Here is an 18,895-nt window from a genome sequence, read left to right as displayed (position 1 = left end):
TTGTGTTTAAAAATTATTATAACAAGGCTCATACTCATGAATAAAAGTTTAATGGTCACCAAACGTGACGGAAAACTGGAACCAATTAACCTCGATAAAATCCATCGCGTGATTACCTGGGCGGCAGAAGGGCTGGACAATGTGTCCGTGTCGCAAGTGGAATTGCGTTCTCACATTCAGTTTTATGAAGGTATTCGGACTTCCGACATTCACGAAACCATTATCAAAGCAGCCGCGGACTTAATCAGCAAAGATTCTCCGGATTATCAATACCTTGCTGCGCGCCTTGCGGTGTTCCATTTGCGTAAAAAAGCCTACGGCCATTTCGATCCGCCGCGTTTATACGATCATGTGAAAAAACTTGTGCGCATGGGCAAATACGATCACGCTTTATTGGATGATTACACCCGCGAAGAATGGGACGAAATGGACGGTTTTATCGACCATTGGCGCGACATGACGTTCTCTTATGCGGCAGTGAAACAATTAGAAGGCAAATATTTAGTCCAAAATCGCGTGACCGGCGAGATCTACGAATCTGCACAGTTCCTCTATTTATTAGTGGCGGCAAGTCTGTTCTCCAAATACCCGCAAGAAACTCGTTTGGATTATATCCGTCGTTTCTATGACGCGACTTCTACCTTCAAAATTTCCTTGCCAACCCCAATTATGGCAGGCGTGCGTACGCCAACCCGTCAATTCAGCTCTTGCGTGTTAATTGAATGTGGCGACAGCTTGGATTCCATTAACGCCACCGCCTCTGCCATCGTGAAATACGTTTCTCAACGTGCCGGTATCGGTGTGAATGCCGGTGCGATTCGTGCACTAGGCAGCCCAATTCGTGGCGGCGAAGCGTTCCATACCGGTTGTATTCCGTTCTATAAATATTTCCAAACTGCCGTGAAATCCTGCTCTCAAGGCGGCGTGCGTGGCGGTGCGGCAACCGTGTATTACCCAATTTGGCACTTGGAAGTGGAAAGCCTGTTGGTGTTGAAAAACAACCGTGGCGTGGAAGACAACCGCGTGCGTCACATGGACTACGGCGTACAACTCAACAAATTAATGTATCAACGCTTAATCAAAGGCGGCGACATTACCCTATTCAGCCCGTCCGACGTGCCGGGACTTTATGAAGCGTTCTTTGCGGATCAAGACAAGTTCGAACAACTTTACGTCCAATATGAACAGGATCCGTCTATTCGTAAACGTACCGTAAAAGCCGTGGAATTGTTCTCTTTATTAATGCAAGAACGAGCTTCCACCGGTCGTATTTACATTCACAACGTGGATCACTGCAACACCCACTCGCCGTTTGATCCGAAAGTGGCGCCGGTGCGCCAATCCAACCTGTGCTTGGAAATCGCCTTGCCAACCAAACCGTTAAGCCACATTAACGATGAACAAGGCGAAATCGCCCTTTGTACCCTTTCCGCCTTTAACTTGGGCAAATTAGACAACTTAGACGAGCTAGACAATTTGGCAGATCTTGCGGTGCGTGCATTAGATGCCTTATTGGATTACCAAGATTATCCGGTGATTGCGGCAAAACGCAGTTCCCTTGCCCGTCGTTCTTTAGGTATCGGTGTGATTAACTACGCATACTACTTGGCGAAACACGGCGTGCGTTATTCTGACGGCAGCGCCAACGATTTAACCCACCGCACTTTCGAAGCCATTCAATATTACTTATTGAAAGCTTCCATGAACTTGGCGAAAGAACAAGGCGCGTGTGAATATTTCCACGAAACCACTTACGCACAAGGTATTTTGCCGATCGATACGTACAAAAAAGACATCGACAGCTTAACCTCCGAGCCGTTGCATTACGACTGGGAAAGCCTGCGCCGAGACATTAAAGAATTCGGCTTACGCAACTCTACCCTCACCGCCCTCATGCCGTCGGAAACCTCTTCACAGATTTCCAACGCCACCAACGGTATCGAACCGCCACGCGGTCATGTGAGTGTCAAAGCTTCGAAAGACGGTATTTTGAAACAAGTGGTGCCGGATTATGAAAACCTCGGTGAAAACTACGAATTGCTTTGGGACATCCCAGGTAACGACGGCTACTTACACTTGGTCGGCATCATGCAAAAATTCGTAGACCAAGCCATCTCCGCCAACACCAACTACGATCCGAAACGTTTTGAAGACGGCAAAGTACCGATGAAAGTGTTGTTAAAAGATCTGTTAACCGCTTACAAATACGGCTTAAAAACCCTCTACTATCAAAACACCCGTGACGGTGCCGAAGACAGCCAAGAAGATTTGGATGATGGTTGCGCGGGTGGGGCGTGTAAGATTTAATGGGTAGCAATCCCTTCTTAAGAGGATGGATTAACATCATTTTGGTTAGTTAATATGAATGAATTGACAATAAAAATTGTAATGCTTTTGCTACCAGGCATCATAGTTACTATGCTTATAGATAAATTCACTGAACATAAAGAGTGGAACAACTATAAATATTCATTATTCATAATTTCGTATGGCATATTATCTTATTTAATATTACAAATTCTTTCGTTATTAAATCAATGTGCTAAAGTTGGATATGAAAATTTCACATTAAATCGCGTAGAATATCTCCATGTATGGGAAGTTAATTCAAACCTTGGTCTACCTTATAATGAAGTTATTGCTGCAAGCATGGTCTCATTTTTTCTTGGTCTATTTATAACTCATATAGACAATAAAGAATATTTATCTAAGCTACTTATGACATTAAAAATAACAAGAAAATATGGAGATTATAGTGTTTATCAGCAGATACTCAAAGCGAATGAAAATCATTGGATGGATATTACAATTTGGGATAAGAAAATAATCATTCGAGGAATTCCCGTTTCTATACATGAATCAAATGGACTTTGCGAACTATGTATATATGATGCCCAGGTTTTTAATTTTGATGATAAATCAGCTAATCTTTTATACTGTGTAAATTATATTAGCATATCTGAGAAATATGATAATTTAATGATATCAACCACTCCTAATGAGGTACAAAATGAGAAATAAAAGTATTTCTAAGCTAAATGGAAAATGTAGTAGCTTGAATGAGGGGCTCAAATTAAATTCTCCAAATAACAAATTAAATACGGCAGGATTCAATCTAAACATTAATCAGAAACCTATCTCTCAAAGACCTGCAACTCCACCAGTAAGTCCTCAAAATAAAAAATAGGAAAAAACCATGGCATACACCACTTTCTCACAAACTAAAAACGACCAATTAAAAGAACCGATGTTCTTTGGTCAAAACGTTAACGTTGCCCGTTACGATCAACAAAAATATGAGACCTTTGAAAAGCTCATTGAAAAACAACTTTCTTTCTTCTGGCGTCCGGAAGAAGTGGATGTGTCACAAGACCGCATTGACTACGCGGCGTTGCCTGAGCATGAAAAACACATTTTTATCAGCAACTTAAAATATCAAACCTTGCTGGATTCCATTCAAGGTCGCAGCCCGAACGTGGCGTTGTTGCCATTGGTGTCGATTCCCGAATTAGAAACTTGGATTGAAACCTGGACGTTCTCCGAAACTATCCATTCCCGTTCTTACACGCACATTATTCGTAACATTGTGAACGATCCGTCTATCGTGTTTGACGACATCGTGACGAACGAAGAAATCATCAAACGCGCACGTGACATTTCTTCTTACTACGACGATTTAATCCGTGACAGCCAACTTTACAGCCTGTACGGCGAAGGCACTTACACCGTAGATGGCAAAGAATGTGTCGTGACATTACGTAATTTGAAAAAACAACTTTACCTTTGCTTAATGAGCGTGAATGCGCTTGAAGCCATTCGTTTCTATGTGTCTTTCGCGTGCTCTTTTGCCTTTGCGGAACGTCAATTAATGGAAGGCAATGCGAAAATCATTAAATTTATCGCACGTGATGAAGCCTTGCACTTAACCGGCACGCAGCATATTTTAAACATTATGGCGGCAGGTCAAGACGATCCGGAAATGGCGGAAATTGCGGAAGAATGTAAACAGGAAGCCTACGATTTATTCTTAGCGGCAGCAGAACAAGAAAAAGACTGGGCGGATTATTTGTTCAAAGACGGCTCCATGATCGGCTTGAACCGAGACATTTTAGTGCAATATGTGGAATACATCACCAATATCCGTATGCAGGCGGTCGGTTTGCCATTGCCATTCCAAGCGCGCTCCAACCCAATTCCTTGGATCAACGCCTGGTTGGTTTCCGACAACGTACAAGTGGCGCCGCAAGAAGTGGAAGTGAGTTCTTATCTTGTCGGTCAAATTGACTCCAAAGTGGACACCAAAGATTTCGACGATTTCGATCTCTAATCGGTTCTTCTTAACCTTATATTAAGGTTATAAAATAGGACCGCATTGAATGCCCGTCTGACGGGGCTCCAATGCGGTCCTATTTCATAATGTCATTTTTACTTCCGAATTGTCGCCAAAAATTCTTTACGCGTATCGCGATCTTGCAAAAACACGCCGCCGTAAGCAGACGTTACCGTATAGCTGTGGGTATCTTTAATGCCGCGTGCTTTCACGCAAAAGTGAGTCGCTTTCACATACACCGCCACATCATCAGTTTCCAAAATGGTTTGAAACGCAACCAAAAGTTGCTCGGTTAAACGCTCTTGGACTTGCGGGCGTTGCGCGAAAAAAGACACGATACGGTTAATTTTAGAAAGCCCGATAACCCAATCTTTCGGGTAATAAGCCACACAAACTTGCCCGTCAATAGTGACAAAATGATGCTCGCAAGTACTCGTCAACGTAATATCGTTCACTTGCACCATTTCGCTCACTTTCATTTGATTTTTGATTTTCGTCATTTTCGGAAAATTGGCGTAATCCATTCCGCTAAAAATTTCATCGATAAACATTTTCGCCAATCGATTCGGCGTTTCTTCCAAGCTATCATCTCGCAAATCAAGCCCGATCAACGTCATCACTTCGCGCATATGTTTTGCAATTCCCGTACGGCGTTTCTCTTTGCTTTGCGCGGGATCAAGCATCGGCGTTTCAATCCCCTTGGCAATCAAGGCATTGCGCACGCTAACCGCATCAGAAGAGAGAATATCGGGTGAAATTTCGTTCATAACAATCTTTCCTAAAAAAATGATGCGGTATTCTAGCAAAGGACAGACGGCTGGTAAAATGAGAAAAATTGCTAATTTGAATGAATCCGCCTTTAGCGATAGAATGACCGACAATTTTTCTCAAATAAGGATTTTCTATGCTTACATTGGAACAAGCCCGTGCGCAAATGCTTGAACAATTAACCTTTCCGACTCAAAGCGAAACCCTCAATTTACAAGAGGCGGCCAATCGAATTTGTGCCGAAGACGTGATTTCACCGATTAACGTGCCTTCCTTCGATAACTCCGCCATGGACGGTTATGCCGTGCGTTTAGCGGATTTGCAACAATCTTTAACACTTCCCGTGGCGGGCAAATCCTTTGCCGGCAAGCCGTTTCAAGAAGAATGGTCGCCGCTTAGTGCAGTGAGAATTATGACCGGCGCAATGCTCCCGGAAGGCGCCGATGCGGTGCTGATGCAAGAAGACGCCGTAGTGAATGAAGACGGCAGCGTAACATTTACCAAACTGCCAAAACCGAACCAAAATATTCGCCGCATCGGCGAAGACATAAAAGAAGGCGACATCGTGCTACAACAAGGTGCACCACTCAATGCGGTGTCCTTGCCGCTGTTGGCCTCCCTTGGTATTGCCGAAGTAAAATGTTACCGCCGTTTAAAAGTCGCCGTACTTTCTACCGGCGACGAACTGGTGGAAGTAGGCAAACCGTTACAAGCGGGACAAATTTACGACACTAACCGTTTCACCGTGAAATTATTATTAGAAAAGCTCCATTGCGAAGTAATCGATTTCGGTGTTTTACCGGACAATGAAGCGGAATTCGAAAAAGCCTTTATCGCCGCACAACGCCAAGCGGATTTAGTACTCACCAGCGGCGGTGTTTCCGTGGGTGAAGCGGATTTCACCAAGGCCGTATTAGAAAAAATCGGCCAAGTGAATTTCTGGAAAATTGCCATAAAACCCGGTAAGCCCTTCGCTTTCGGTAAATTGGACAACGCATGGTTCTGCGGTTTGCCGGGCAATCCGGTTTCTGCGCTAGTCACCTTTTACCAACTAGTGCAACCGCTTATTGCCAAACTGCAAGGACAAAAATATTGGAAAAATCCACCACACTTGCAAACCGTTGCTGCAGCTAATTTGAAAAAAGCACCGGGGCGTTTAGATTTTCAGCGTGGTTTTTACCAAGTGAATGCGCAAGGCCAAATTGAAGTACAACCGGTCGGTTTCCAAGGCTCGCATCTGTTTAGCGCGTTTGTAAAAAGTAACTGTTTTATCGTATTGGAACAAGAACGCGGCAATGTGGCAGCGGGTGAAACAGTAACCATTGAACCCTTCAACCATCTTTTGAGTTAATCATGGCTGAATTAAGTTACCAAGAAGAATTGCGCTACAACCGCCAAATTATTCTCAAAGCGGTAGATTTCGACGGACAAGAAAAGCTCAAAGACAGCAAGATGCTTATCGTTGGTTTAGGCGGCTTGGGTTGCGCCGCCGCACAATATCTTACGGCAGCCGGCGTTGGCCATCTTACATTGCTTGATTTCGATACGGTTTCCCTTTCAAACTTACAACGTCAAGTGTTGCATTGCGACGCCCGGCTTGAAATGCCCAAAGTGGAATCTGCCAAAATTGCCCTCCTCCAACTTAATCCGCATGTTAAAATCGACACGATTAACGCTAAACTCGACGAAGAAAAGCTCGCTGAAATTCTGCCTCATTTTGACATAATTTTAGATTGCACCGACAATGTCGAAATTCGCAATCAACTGGATCGCCAATGTGAAAAAGCGAAAGTTCCATTGATTTCCGGCGCGGCAATTAGAATGGAAGGACAGGTTTCTGTGTTCACTTACGAACCCGGTACACCCTCCTATCGCGATCTCAGCCGACTGTTCGGACAAAATCTATTAAGCTGTGTCGAAGCCGGCGTACTCGCGCCGATCGTAGGCATTGTCGGCGCCATCCAAGCACTGGAAGCGATCAAAGTGCAGTTAAAAATCGGCAAAAATTTGTGCGGGAGACTGCTGATGATTGATGGTTTTTCGATGAATGTAAGAGAAATAAAGTTGCCTAGAATCTCGGCATAAAAGAAGGGGATAAATAGGAAATCATATTACTTACCGAGCTCTCGATATTTCACCTAAACGGGAGTGTTGGCTGTTAAGTCTCATTATTAGCATATTTGCATTTACAGTATGTTCCCCGCCATCAAATAAATAAAAGATAATTCATTCATATTTAGCTTTATGTATATTTTAATACGCCGTCAAGATAGCTACCAATGCGGTGCTGATTGAGCATCTCAATCTAAGACAACTAAATCAACTACTTACGCCGAATTAGCCATAAAAGAGATTTCAACACATAGCAGCGCGGAGGCGGCTGCTTAATCAATAGATCTATGAACAATTTTTATACAAAATGATATAGGTACCAAAACAGCAAGCCTATAATATTAATTTGCTGATTGGTCTGCTCTGTACAAAAACGAATTTTCGCTTATACTACGCAGGTTTTTTTACGCTAACAAACAGGAAAAATTATGGGTTTCTTAACAGGTAAACGTATTTTAGTCACCGGCCTTGCCAGCAATCGTTCTATCGCGTACGGCATTGCGAAAGCGATGAAAGAACAAGGCGCTGAATTGGCTTTTACTTATTTAAATGAAAAATTACAACCGCGTGTGGAAGAGTTTGCCAAAGAATTCGGCGCAAACATTGTACTGCCGTTAGATGTCGCTACCGACGAAAGTATTCAAAATTGCTTTGCAGAATTAAGCAAACACTGGGATAAATTTGACGGTTTCGTACATGCCATCGCATTTGCTCCGGGCGATCAGTTAGACGGCGATTATGTGAACGCAGCAACCCGTGAAGGTTATCTCATTGCTCACGACATCAGCGCCTACAGCTTCGTGGCAATGGCACAAGCGGCACGTCCGTACCTAAACCCGAATGCAGCGTTATTAACCCTTTCTTACTTAGGTGCTGAACGTGCGATTCCAAACTATAACGTCATGTGTTTAGCCAAAGCCTCTCTTGAAGCCGCAACCCGCGTAATGGCAGCAGATTTAGGTAAAGATGGCATTCGTGTAAACGCCATTTCCGCCGGACCAATTCGTACCTTGGCGGCTTCCGGCATTAAAAACTTCAAGAAAATGTTGGCAACCTTCGAGAAAACCGCTGCATTACGCCGCACAGTGACTATCGAAGATGTGGGCAACTCCGCAGCATTCTTATGTTCTGATTTAGCCTCCGGTATCACCGGTGAAATCGTGCACGTCGACGCCGGTTTCAGCATCACCGCCATGGGCGAATTAGGCGAAGAATAATTTTTTCGTATCCATTATTTCTAGGCAGGCTTTTCAGTCTGCCTTTCTCTTTTTTAAAATGAATTATGTTCCAAGACAATCCATTACTCGCACAACTTAAACAACAAATCCACGACAGCAAAGAACGCGTGGAAGGCATCGTCAAAGGCACCGATAAAGCTTACGGTTTTTTAGAATGTGACAAAAAAACCTATTTCATCGCACCGCCGGCAATGAAAAAAGTGATGCACGGCGACAAAATTTTCGCAACGATCGAAAAACAAGGCGACAAAGAACAAGCTGAGCCGGAATCTCTAATTGAGCCGATGCTCACCCGTTTTATCGCCAAAGTACGATTCAATAAAGACAAGAAATTGCAAGTATTGGTCGATCACCCGAACATCAATCAGCCTATCGGTGCGCAACAAGCCAAAGCGGTGAAAGAGGAGTTGCAGGAAGGCGATTGGGTAGTCGCTAATTTAAAAAATCATCCGTTGCGCGATGATCGTTTTTTCTACGCCACCATTAACCAATTCATTTGCCGCGCTGACGATGAATTCGCGCCCTGGTGGGTAACGCTGGCTCGTCACGAACAATCACGTTATCCGGTACAAGGCGCGGATCGTTATGAAATGCTGGATAACCAAACGCGTGAAGATTTGACCGCACTTCATTTCGTTACCATTGACAGCGAAAGCACGCAAGATATGGACGATGCGCTTTACATCGAGCCAATTGAACAAAACGGCGAACAAACGGGCTGGAAATTGGTAGTTGCGATTGCGGATCCAACGGCTTATATCGCACTGGATTCGCAAATCGAAAAAGACGCCAAACAACGCTGTTTCACCAACTATTTGCCGGGTTTTAATATTCCGATGTTGCCGCGCGAGCTTTCCGATGAGCTTTGCTCCTTAATGGCAAACGAAACCCGTCCGGCGCTCGTGTGTTATATCGAAACGGATTTACAGGGCAACATCACCGCGAAACCGCATTTTGTATCCGCTTATGTGCAATCTAAAGCAAAACTCGCTTACCACAACGTGTCCGATTATCTAGAAGGGCAAGAAGGAGCCTGGCAACCCGAAACCGCCGAGATTGCCGAGCAAATTCAACGTTTGCACCAATTTACGCTAGCGCGGATAAACTGGCGTAAAACCCATTCTTTATTATTCAAAGAAAAACCGGATTATTCTTTTGTATTGGCGGAAAACGGTCATGTTCAGGAAATCAAAGCGGAATATCGCCGTATTGCGAATCAAATTGTGGAAGAATCAATGATTATCGCCAATATTTGCGCGGCACAATTCTTGCACGAACAAGCGCAGACGGGCATCTTCAACACGCATACCGGCTTTGATAAAAAATTCTTAGAAAACGCGCATAATTTCTTAATGGTAAATCTCGCTAATGAAGAAAACCAAGCCGAACTTGCCGAACGTTATTCTGTGGAAAATTTAGCAACCTTAAACGGTTATTGCCAAATGCGTCATGATATTGAACCGATTGAAGGCGATTATCTGGAATTTCGCTTGCGTCGTTACTTAACTTTTGCGGAATTTAAAACAGAACTCACACCGCACTTTGGCTTAGGTTTAGAAGGTTATGCCACTTGGACGTCGCCAATTCGGAAATATTCCGATATGGTGAATCATCGCCTAATCAAAGCGGTGCTCACAGGGCAACCTACGGAAAAACCGCAAGATAGTGTAATTTCCCGCTTGCAAGAAGCACGCCGACAAAATCGTCTAGTGGAACGCGACATTGCCGATTGGCTATATTGTCGCTATCTTGCCGACAAAGTTGCGGAAAATGCGGAATTCGAGGCGGAAGTGCAAGATGTGATGCGTGGCGGTTTACGCGTGCAATTATTAGAAAACGGCGCCTCGATGTTTATTCCGGCTTCCACATTACACAACAACAAAGAAGAAATGTTGGTAAACCCTGATGAGCTTGCTCTTTACATCAAAGGCGAACGCATTTACAAAATTGGCGATATTGTGAAAGTGAAGCTCACGGAAGTGAAAGAAGAAACGCGGAGCATCGTCGGACAAATCATTGCTTAAATATCAAGATGGCGTTTTTAATAAACGCCATTTTTGTACTCTGAAAATAGCACCGCATTGAAACCTTGCTACAACGCAATCTCATCCAACGATCGGCTAAAACTTGGCATAAATACTTGCAAAAAATAATCCATTTCTTGGCTGTGCCATTGTTGCATTAAGCCTTCTAATCTTGCTTTGGCGGTTTTGAACTCTTGATTACCGTGCTCAAGCTCAAATTGAACTTTAATGTAAGCACAAATTAAATCTGCCTGTTTTACCAAATGTTTTTCTTCAGCTGAGCTCCTTTCGCTGTCCAAATAAGGCGCGAAATCAGCTTGTAATTCGTTCGGCAATAAACTCAATAAATGCCGTTCTGCCGCACTTTCGATTTGCTTATAGACATGAGTGATTTCCGGATTGAAATATTTAATCGGCGTCGGTAAATCGCCGGTGAAAATCTCGGAAGTATCGTGGTACATCGCCATCACGGCGATGCGTTCGGGATTGGCCGTACCGCCAAAAAATTTGTTTTTGATGATTGCTAAGGCTTGTGCCACAAAAGCTACTTGTAAACTGTGTTCGGCCAGATTTTCTTTTTCAATATTGCGCATTAATGACCAGCGTTGAATCAAGCGCAGACGATCTAAACAAGCAAAAAAGTGGCTGGTTTTAATTTGCATATCACCTCTAATTAGACGGTAATTCTTCAACCATTACCGGTAAATCGAACATTCGGCCGAGACGCACAATGGTGACTATAACTTGTGTATTCGGCTGTGTATTGGCAATAATTTGCATCATTTCGCGAGCAGAAATGCCTTCTTGATTATTCAATTTCAAAATCACATCGCCCACCTGAATGCCTGCTTTTGCCGCAGGACTATTCGGACTGACATCGGTGATCAAAATGCCTTGCTCGCCACTGGCGCTAATATCGCTCTGTACACCGAAATAACCGCGAATCACGCGTCCGTCACGAATAATTTTGTACAGTACATCATTGGCGATATCCATCGGAATAGCAAAATTCAGTCCCTCAGCAATTTCATTTGACGTTTTGCCGATACTTAAGGTACTGATCCCTACCAACTCGCCTGCCGAATTAATCAACGCCCCGCCGGAATTACCACGATTAATCGACGCATCGGTTTGAATAAAATTTTGGCGACCGAGAGAATCGCCCACCGCACTACGTCCCACCGCACTGATAATACCTTGCGACACACTTTGCCCAAGATTATACGGATTGCCGATAGCAAGAGCGACGTCGCCCACATACACTTGACGGTTTTTATTTTGCGGAATGGTAGAAAGATTGTCGGCGCGAATTTTTAACACCGCAAGATCCGTCAAATTGTCGGAACCGATAAGACTCGCCTCATAAATATTACCGTTTTGCAACGCCACTACAATTTGATCGGCATTTTGAATCACATGTTTGTTAGTCAAAATATAACCATCTTTACTCATAATCACGCCGGATCCCAAGTTATTGACTTGTAATTGCTCATCTTCATTGATGCTGGCGGAAGAAAAAGAACGGTTATATACGTTCACCACTGCGGGTGACGCAATACGCACGGCATTTTTAAACGAAACGATGTCATCCGAAGTAAAAATATTGCTCGAATTTAACCTTGGCACGGCAAATAAAATCACGCCAGCAGCAGCCAGCCCCCACAAGGCGGCATGAAAGAGTTTTCTAAACATAAGTTATCCTTTTGGCGTGTAAATTAATTTTATATCGTCGCCAATTTGTTGAAATGCATCGAGTCGCCACAAAGACGCATCAGCTAATCGCGTGAGGTGCGGTAATCGACATAAACCGCGCGCCTGCTCGCCTAATAATTTAGGCGCAATATAAACGATTAATTCGTCGACTAATTTTTGTTCGATTAAGCTGCCGGCCAAATTCGCCCCGGCTTCCACCCAAAGACAGTTAATTTGACGCTTGCCTAACTCAAACATTAATTCAGACAACAAATTTTGTTTCGGCAAAATAATTTGTTCGCAAAAATCGGGAAAAGCGGAAATATCACGTTCAACACTTGATACCAACCATACCGGCGATGTGGTTTTAAATAATTTATGCGAAGGTCGAATGCGGTGCTGAGAATCTAACAGGACTCGTACCGGCTGACGCACGGTTTGTTTGGCGTAAACGCGTTTAAGATCGTTCGGGAAATCCTCCCAGCGCACGTTTAGACTCGGATTATCCGCCAATACGGTTGCCGAAGTGGATAACAAAGCGGAGGATTTGGCTCGCATTTTTTGCACATCGGAACGCGATGCGGTGCTCGTGAGCCACTTGCTTTCGCCGTTTGCCAGCGCAGTTCGCCCGTCCAGACTCATGGCCAATTTTAATTGCACAAACGGTACACCTTGACGCATGCGTTTAAAAAAACCTTTATTTAATTTTTCCGCCGATTCTTCCAATAAACCGACCGCACTTTCAATTCCCGCCTCCGCCAACATACGCAAACCTTTGCCAGCCACCTGTGGATTCGGATCCTGCACCGCCGCCAGCACTTTCGTTACGCTCGCTTCAATCAAACCCGATGCACAAGGCGGAGTGCGGCCGTAATGTGCGCAAGGCTCTAGCGTCACGTAAGCAGTAGCACCTTTTGCCCGTTCACCGGCCTCGGCTAAGGCAACGCGTTCAGCATGCGGCTGTCCCGCTTTAAAATGAAATCCTTCGCCTACAATTTTACCGTCTTTTACCAATACGCAACCCACTGCCGGATTCGGTGCGGTGCTGTATTCGCCTTTGGCCGCCAAGTCTAGCGCACGCTGCATAAATTGGCGATCTTGAACAGAGAATTCGGACATGCTTAATCCTTCAGGCTTTCAATTTCTTTGGTGAATTGGTTAATGTTGTCAAAACTCAAGTAAACGGAGGCAAAACGAATATAGGCCACTTTATCCAGCGCTTTCAGTTCGTTCATCGCGAGTTTGCCCACCAAGTGGCTTGGCACTTCGCGTTCGCCGGTAGCGCGCAATTGAATAATGATGTGATTGATGGCTTTTTCCACATCGTCGGCACTCACCGGACGTTTTTCCAATGCGTGTTGAATGCCGCTACGCAATTTATCTTCGTTAAATGGCTCACGCGAACCATCGTTTTTAATCACCTTCGGCACCACTAATTCCGCCGTTTCAAACGTTGTAAAACGCTCGTGGCAATGACCGCACTCGCGGCGGCGGCGAACTTGGTAACCGTCGGAAACTAAACGGCTATCAATAACTTTGGTCTCTTCTGTGGAACAAAACGGACAGCGCATAAAAAATCCTCGCAAAAACGGGCAACATCTTAACAAAAAATGATTCTTTTGACGATTTACTTCGCCCCTTTATTCACGGCTTTATTTTCCATACCGGAAAATAACAATCCGAACCACGCCTTGGTTTGCATTAATAATGATTCCAAATTTTCAGGTCGTTCAAATTTTGCCGTTTGTGCCAACACGCGAGACCAATAAGGATCGGCATAATTGCCGAAATTATCGCTTTCGGTAAGTTTTCGTAGTTTTGCCAACACGTCGTCAACATCGACCGCCCTTTCGTCTTGCACGATAAAATCGGAAATTCTCCCCACGGTCGGAACCAGTTGAATTTCAATCTGACTTTGCAAATAGGCCCGCATATAGATTTGAAGCTGCTCCAATGCGGTGCTGAAATCGACTTGTGGCAACTCCACGATTTTGTCTTGCGTAACGAGTTTTGGCGCAACCGCATTTTCCTGTGTAACACATTGAATTAAATAATAAATCCAAGGGCGAATGCGATAGCGTTCTTTTTCTTTCGCAAAACGCCATTCGACGACCCGATTTTCTGCGCCGAACAAATTTTCCATATAGCCGAATAAACGAATTGAGCGCGCTTGATCTTGCCACATCACATTCAACGTGAAATCAACGGGCGCATTGTGCGGCTCGCCCAAATCGGCGATTTTGTGTTTAAATTCCAGCACCGCATCGCGCACCTTTTGCGCGGCCACGCGCCCGAATTCCGCGCGCGGCAAGACGCCTTTCACCGCAGCTCGAGCGAAATAAGCGTAAAACTCGCATTCATCCGAATAAACTAAATCGTTATTTAACGCATATTTATTTAACCTGTTTAACGTAAAATTTTCACTGTCGGCAATGCGTTCGTCTTCGGCACGAAAATACACGCCAAGTTGTTTTTCAAAGAAAAATTTCACCGGATTTTCTACAAAACTCACGAAGCGATCCAATTCGATTTCCGTAACGGTTTCGCCATTTTCCATTGGCACGGCAAACTCTTTTTGTAGCGAGTAGCCGGCGCTTTGTGCCGTTGGCAACCATTTGGCGGAGAAGGAACGATTGAATGTTGCGGAACAATTGAAGTTATGTGGGCTAAACGGCGTCATTGCGTGTTGTTCGACCTGCAATTTTTGCGCCTCGGGTTGACCATAATTCACATAATCCAGTAATTGGCTCACTAGTACGGAAGGTTCTTTTGGTTGATTATCGGTAATTGCTCGGCCAATATAGCTGATGTAGCAATAATCACGCGCGGCCAACAAGGCTTCGAGGAACAAATAACGATCATCGTCGCGTCGCACGCGATCGCCTTTTTGGTGATGGTATTGCATCAAATCAAAACTGTTCGGCATTTGCGTACGCGGGTAATCCGCTTCATTCATACCAAGCAAACAAACCACCTTAAAAGGTATGGAACGCATCGGCAAAAGCGTGCAAAAATTTACTTTGCCCGCCAGAAATTTCAGGCTGTTTGGTGCCTCCTCCAACTTTCTTGTCATTGCATCAGCCACTACATTTGCTTCCAATGCGGTGCTGAAATGCAAGTCTGCCAACTGTGTAGCCAGTTCGTCGATTTTCTCTTGAATATAAAGCAGCGTGTCGTTCGTGTCTTCCTGTCGCGCAAAAAAATCGGTTAAAAGGTTGCTTAAAATTCCCTGCCATGCTGCCATTGAATGCGGTTGTTGAAGCGTTTCCCGCCACGCTAAAAGCACGCTGAAAAAACATGATAAATTGCCTGCCAACAAACCTTTTAAGCCGTAACTGCTATCTAAACCCAAACTCTCTTGCCAAATGCCGTGCTCTTCTCGCATCGCATAGCCCAATAGCATACGTTCCAAGCCGGCTTGCCATGAGTTAAAATTCACACCATGTTCATTTTTTGGTAAACCGAAACGGATGCCGGCATCCGCCACCCATTCGCGGACCAGCGGTAAATCGGCCAAGGAAATATTGAAACGCGCCCGCACCACCGGAATATCCAACAAGGCGAGCATATCCTCCGCACTAAACATGCTTTCTTTTAGACGTAACAAGGATAAATAACAGGACACTAATGTGTCGCTTTCCGACAATTTACTATCGGAAATAGAAAACGGAATCGCCGGCACGTCACCGCTTTTTTGTCCGAATACCGCTTGAATATAAGGTGCGTATTGATTGATATCCGCGACCATCACCACCACATCTTTCGGTGTGAGCGTCGGCTCTCGGTTAAATAAATCCAGTAAATAATCATGCAATACTTCAACTTCGCGCATAGCGCTATGACAGGCGTGAAAGGTTAAAGAACGGTCATTTTTCGCAATGTTTAAAGGAGAGTGGGTTAAATGTAAAATTTGCGCTTGTAACTGAGCAAGCAAGGTTTCGCCGGAAATCTCTTGGTAGGCCTCGATCGAACGCACCGCAACACGTTCTTCGTCGCGTACCAAACTATAAAGAAAGTCACGCCCCATCTTCCCCCAACTTGCCAATAATGGATTGCCCACTTGTAACGCTTCATCATGATACGTCGTTTCAGTGATGCCTTTTTCTAGTTCAGCCATTCGCTGTTCTGAAAAGAGCGAGCGATTTTCATCTTGTTTTGCCCAGAAATGACGCTTGCGTACACGTAAATATTCCATCCGTAAATCGCGAATATCGCCCCAATATTCTTGGCTTGGATTATTAAAAAACAGGTGAATGTCCGTTTTCGACGATATGGCTTGTAAAATCGATAAATAGGCATTTGGCAGGGCTGAAATACCAAAAACAAATACGCGGGCGGGTAATTTTTTAGGTTGATGTTTATCCTTCAGCAAGGTTAAAAATTGTTCATGTAAGGCAGCTCGATGAGTAGCTTGACTGCCGATATCGGTTTTCACATCAATCGTTAAAGCGCGCCACAATGTTCCTTGCCACGTCACATTAGTTTGAATTTGATTTAGTAACGACGGGTTCAAATTTGTTTGCTGCGCCTTGATTTGCGCGGCGATAACCTCGTCCTCACCCTTTTCCCACGCAAAAATCCATTCAGGGCGATAGACTAAATATTGGTCAAACAAATCGGCGATTTTACTGCACAGTTGATAGCGTTTGTACTGTTCCGAATGCGGTGCTGATTCCAAATAGCGACGTAGCGGAGCAAAATCATTTTGGCTTAAAAAAGTGGGGATCAAGCGCATTAAACGCCACATCATAGAATCTTTATCGAAAGGATTTTGTAACGAAACTTCGGGCAAATTGTCCGCATAAAGTTGCCAAACGAAACTGGCCGGCATCGGGAATTCCAGATTCGCTGCAATGCCGTTTTTCTTCGCCAATTCCATTTGCAACCATTGAGCCATGCCGGGACTTTGCACCAAAATAATATCTGATTGGAAAGGGTCGCTAGGAGGGAGTTGTTCAAACAGAAAAGCCAGAATATCTTTTTGTTTTTCAAGCTGATTGGAATAGTAAACAGTAAACAAAACGGCACCTTTTTATAGACAAAACAGGCCGTCATTTTACTCGGTTTTCAAGGAGAATTCACCTTGCGGAGAACGAACGATAATTTGATTGCCCGGGCATTGAATGTAAAATTGCACACCGTTTTGTTTCACCTGATGTTCGCAAGATAAACCTAAAAATCGGCGATGTCCTTGATTCTCTGCAATCTGCAATGCCTGAAAATCATAATAAATTTTCATCGCGTTTTTACGTTGATTCGCAGTCCACTGGTTAAATGCTAAAAACAATGAACTAAATAATGCCAACGTAAACATCACCGAAGTGAGCGATATTCCCTTATTCGTTTTGAGGTTTAAAATCACTCCAACTTTTCTCCGCTAATTGCCATTTGTTGTATTGTTGCACTAAAGGCGTAACAACTTTTTTACTATAAGCGATTGTGACGCCATCAAGAGTCAATTCTCCACCGGTGATCACCGTACCGGTAATCGTGCCTTTACCATGCAGTTTAAGGTCACCTTCAGCGATGATAACGGCCGCGATATCGCCATTGACTTCCCGTTCGGATTGAGTCTTATCAAACCAATATAGTTGAGGTTCTTTGGTTGGCACCAAAGGATTTGATGAGGATGCGAACTCATTTTTAAAATCGGCCTTATCATCGCTTCGTACAAACTGTTCAAGCAAACCTTCGTTATTCGGTTTTAACGGTGTTTTTTTAAATATCGCTGCATACCGACACCAAACTGAATATTGCAGCATATCTTCTGCCCCCGCCAAAGTTGTGGATACTTGTCGAAATGCGATTTTCTTGTTTAAAGGTAAATCCGAACATAGGCGTTGCTTTTCTTGTTGCATCATTTTTTGTAAAAGTAACGCTCTTTCCGAATAGTTTTGACGTTGCATTTGTTGTGCGCGAAAAAAACTTAATAAATCGTCGTCAAAGAGTAAAGCCAGCGTCAACAAGCCTGATAAAAAAATTAGCAGCGATAATGTAATCACACCCTTTTCAAGATTTCTTCCTATATTTATTTTTGATTCCATAAACCTATCACCAATGCGGTTTCGTATTTAATATGCGGATGCCCCTTTAAATTTCCCGCCAATTGAATCTGCATTCCTTTCCCCTCAATTAACCAATCAAATTGTAATTTCGTAATTTCATACTCTTCTTCATCCAATAAACTTCGCCAACCGCCTCCGGGATTGCAAGCTTGTTGTTGCAACGCTGTTCGACATTCTTCAGCTTTACAATGAGCGGGAATGGCCGTTTGATAGGTCAATTTCGTTTTCACCATTTTTTGACTTAATTTATAACCGAACAATTCGCTTGTCGTTTCAATTGCCGTATTTCGATTATTTTTTGCGCAATACTTCGTCGTCCCTTTGCCAATGCACCCTTTGCCATCCAAATCATAGAAAAATAATGCGCAACTACGCGGAGCTGCACCCTCTTCTTGCGATAAAAAAATGGCCGTTCCTTGTTCATCCAATTCAAAAAGCGGCAAATTCGTTTCAATAACACCGCTATTCAATGCACGAAAACCGGCTCGCCGAATATCCTTTCCGATGAGTTGAATCGTACGTTGTAATTCAGCTTGCAATTTCAGACGTAATAAAATTTCTCGGTTTTGTACTTGAGTTGAAACATAAAACGCTGAAATTAACAGTAATAGCCAAGAGGAAATAGCTAATGAAATCATTAAGCCGAGTAAAGTTTGACCTTTTAAT

Annotated in this window: 16 protein-coding genes; 7 read left to right on the top strand and 9 right to left on the bottom strand. The window is 43.9% G+C overall.

The window, feature by feature from the left end; translation table 11 throughout:
* Positions 1 to 36: 36 nt before the first annotated feature.
* The 3 genes from nrdA (at position 37) to nrdB (ending at position 4,327) form a co-directional block, all read left to right on the top strand.
* Positions 37 to 2,307: a class 1a ribonucleoside-diphosphate reductase subunit alpha gene (nrdA, locus tag AB3F25_RS03400; protein ID WP_373604106.1), complete on the top strand. Its 2,271-nt coding sequence runs from the start codon at positions 37 to 39 to the stop codon at positions 2,305 to 2,307.
* Between the two features lie 54 nt (positions 2,308 to 2,361).
* Positions 2,362 to 3,021, top strand: coding sequence for a hypothetical protein (locus AB3F25_RS03395; protein ID WP_373604105.1), 660 nt, complete (start codon positions 2,362 to 2,364; stop codon positions 3,019 to 3,021).
* A gap of 175 nt (positions 3,022 to 3,196) precedes the next feature.
* Positions 3,197 to 4,327, top strand: a complete 1,131-nt coding sequence (gene nrdB / locus AB3F25_RS03390) for a class Ia ribonucleoside-diphosphate reductase subunit beta (protein ID WP_373604104.1) — start codon at positions 3,197 to 3,199, stop codon at positions 4,325 to 4,327.
* Positions 4,328 to 4,425: 98 nt separating this feature from the next.
* On the opposite strand, the gene folE is transcribed toward nrdB, so the two are convergent.
* On the bottom strand, positions 4,426 to 5,097 hold the full coding sequence (folE, locus tag AB3F25_RS03385) for a GTP cyclohydrolase I FolE (RefSeq protein ID WP_373604103.1): 672 nt from the start codon (positions 5,095 to 5,097) through the stop codon (positions 4,426 to 4,428).
* A 137-nt stretch (positions 5,098 to 5,234) separates the two neighbouring features.
* On the opposite strand from folE, the gene moeA reads away from it, so the two are divergent.
* The 4 genes from moeA to rnb all read left to right on the top strand — a co-directional run bounded on the left by moeA (position 5,235) and on the right by rnb (position 10,472).
* Entirely contained in the window at positions 5,235 to 6,449 is a 1,215-nt protein-coding gene (gene moeA / locus AB3F25_RS03380; RefSeq protein WP_373604102.1) for a molybdopterin molybdotransferase MoeA, read from the top strand.
* Positions 6,450 to 6,451: 2 nt separating this feature from the next.
* Positions 6,452 to 7,183 carry a molybdopterin-synthase adenylyltransferase MoeB gene (moeB, locus tag AB3F25_RS03375; protein ID WP_373604101.1) on the top strand — a complete coding sequence of 244 codons (732 nt, stop codon included), beginning with the start codon at positions 6,452 to 6,454 and terminating at the stop codon, positions 7,181 to 7,183.
* Positions 7,184 to 7,638: 455 nt separating this feature from the next.
* Positions 7,639 to 8,427, top strand: a complete 789-nt coding sequence (locus AB3F25_RS03370) for an enoyl-ACP reductase (RefSeq protein ID WP_373604100.1) — start codon at positions 7,639 to 7,641, stop codon at positions 8,425 to 8,427.
* A 65-nt stretch (positions 8,428 to 8,492) separates the two neighbouring features.
* Positions 8,493 to 10,472: an exoribonuclease II gene (rnb, locus tag AB3F25_RS03365; protein WP_373604099.1), complete on the top strand. Its 1,980-nt coding sequence runs from the start codon at positions 8,493 to 8,495 to the stop codon at positions 10,470 to 10,472.
* Between the two features lie 68 nt (positions 10,473 to 10,540).
* On the opposite strand, the gene yfbR is transcribed toward rnb, so the two are convergent.
* The 8 genes from yfbR to AB3F25_RS03325 are packed head-to-tail and all read right to left on the bottom strand — an operon-like array spanning position 10,541 to position 18,867.
* On the bottom strand, positions 10,541 to 11,134 hold the full coding sequence (gene yfbR, locus AB3F25_RS03360; RefSeq protein WP_373604098.1) for a 5'-deoxynucleotidase: 594 nt from the start codon (positions 11,132 to 11,134) through the stop codon (positions 10,541 to 10,543).
* A gap of 7 nt (positions 11,135 to 11,141) precedes the next feature.
* The gene (gene degS / locus AB3F25_RS03355) at positions 11,142 to 12,164 is read right to left on the bottom strand and encodes an outer membrane-stress sensor serine endopeptidase DegS (protein ID WP_373604097.1); all 1,023 of its coding nucleotides are present in this window, start codon (positions 12,162 to 12,164) and stop codon (positions 11,142 to 11,144) included.
* A 3-nt stretch (positions 12,165 to 12,167) separates the two neighbouring features.
* Positions 12,168 to 13,283, bottom strand: a complete 1,116-nt coding sequence (ribD, locus tag AB3F25_RS03350; RefSeq protein WP_373604096.1) for a bifunctional diaminohydroxyphosphoribosylaminopyrimidine deaminase/5-amino-6-(5-phosphoribosylamino)uracil reductase RibD — start codon at positions 13,281 to 13,283, stop codon at positions 12,168 to 12,170.
* Between the two features lie 2 nt (positions 13,284 to 13,285).
* On the bottom strand, positions 13,286 to 13,735 hold the full coding sequence (gene nrdR / locus AB3F25_RS03345) for a transcriptional regulator NrdR (protein ID WP_373604095.1): 450 nt from the start codon (positions 13,733 to 13,735) through the stop codon (positions 13,286 to 13,288).
* A 56-nt stretch (positions 13,736 to 13,791) separates the two neighbouring features.
* Complete coding sequence (gene recC / locus AB3F25_RS03340; protein WP_373604094.1) at positions 13,792 to 17,184, bottom strand: exodeoxyribonuclease V subunit gamma; 3,393 nt, start codon at positions 17,182 to 17,184, stop codon at positions 13,792 to 13,794.
* Between the two features lie 36 nt (positions 17,185 to 17,220).
* Positions 17,221 to 17,478 (bottom strand): DUF5374 domain-containing protein, encoded by a 258-nt coding sequence (locus tag AB3F25_RS03335; RefSeq protein WP_373604316.1) that lies wholly within the window; start codon positions 17,476 to 17,478, stop codon positions 17,221 to 17,223.
* A 22-nt stretch (positions 17,479 to 17,500) separates the two neighbouring features.
* The gene (locus tag AB3F25_RS03330; RefSeq protein WP_373604093.1) at positions 17,501 to 18,208 is read right to left on the bottom strand and encodes a DUF2572 family protein; all 708 of its coding nucleotides are present in this window, start codon (positions 18,206 to 18,208) and stop codon (positions 17,501 to 17,503) included.
* On the bottom strand, positions 18,193 to 18,867 hold the full coding sequence (locus AB3F25_RS03325; protein WP_373604315.1) for a hypothetical protein: 675 nt from the start codon (positions 18,865 to 18,867) through the stop codon (positions 18,193 to 18,195). The genes AB3F25_RS03330 and AB3F25_RS03325 overlap by 16 nt, the downstream gene beginning before the upstream one ends.
* Positions 18,868 to 18,895: the final 28 nt, after the last annotated feature.

This window comes from Aggregatibacter sp. HMT-949, assembly GCF_041734645.1.
Taxonomy (GTDB): Bacteria; Pseudomonadota; Gammaproteobacteria; order Enterobacterales; family Pasteurellaceae; genus Rodentibacter.
The sequence above is the reverse complement of the archived record's forward strand: the minus strand, read 5'-3'. Positions and strand labels throughout refer to the sequence as shown.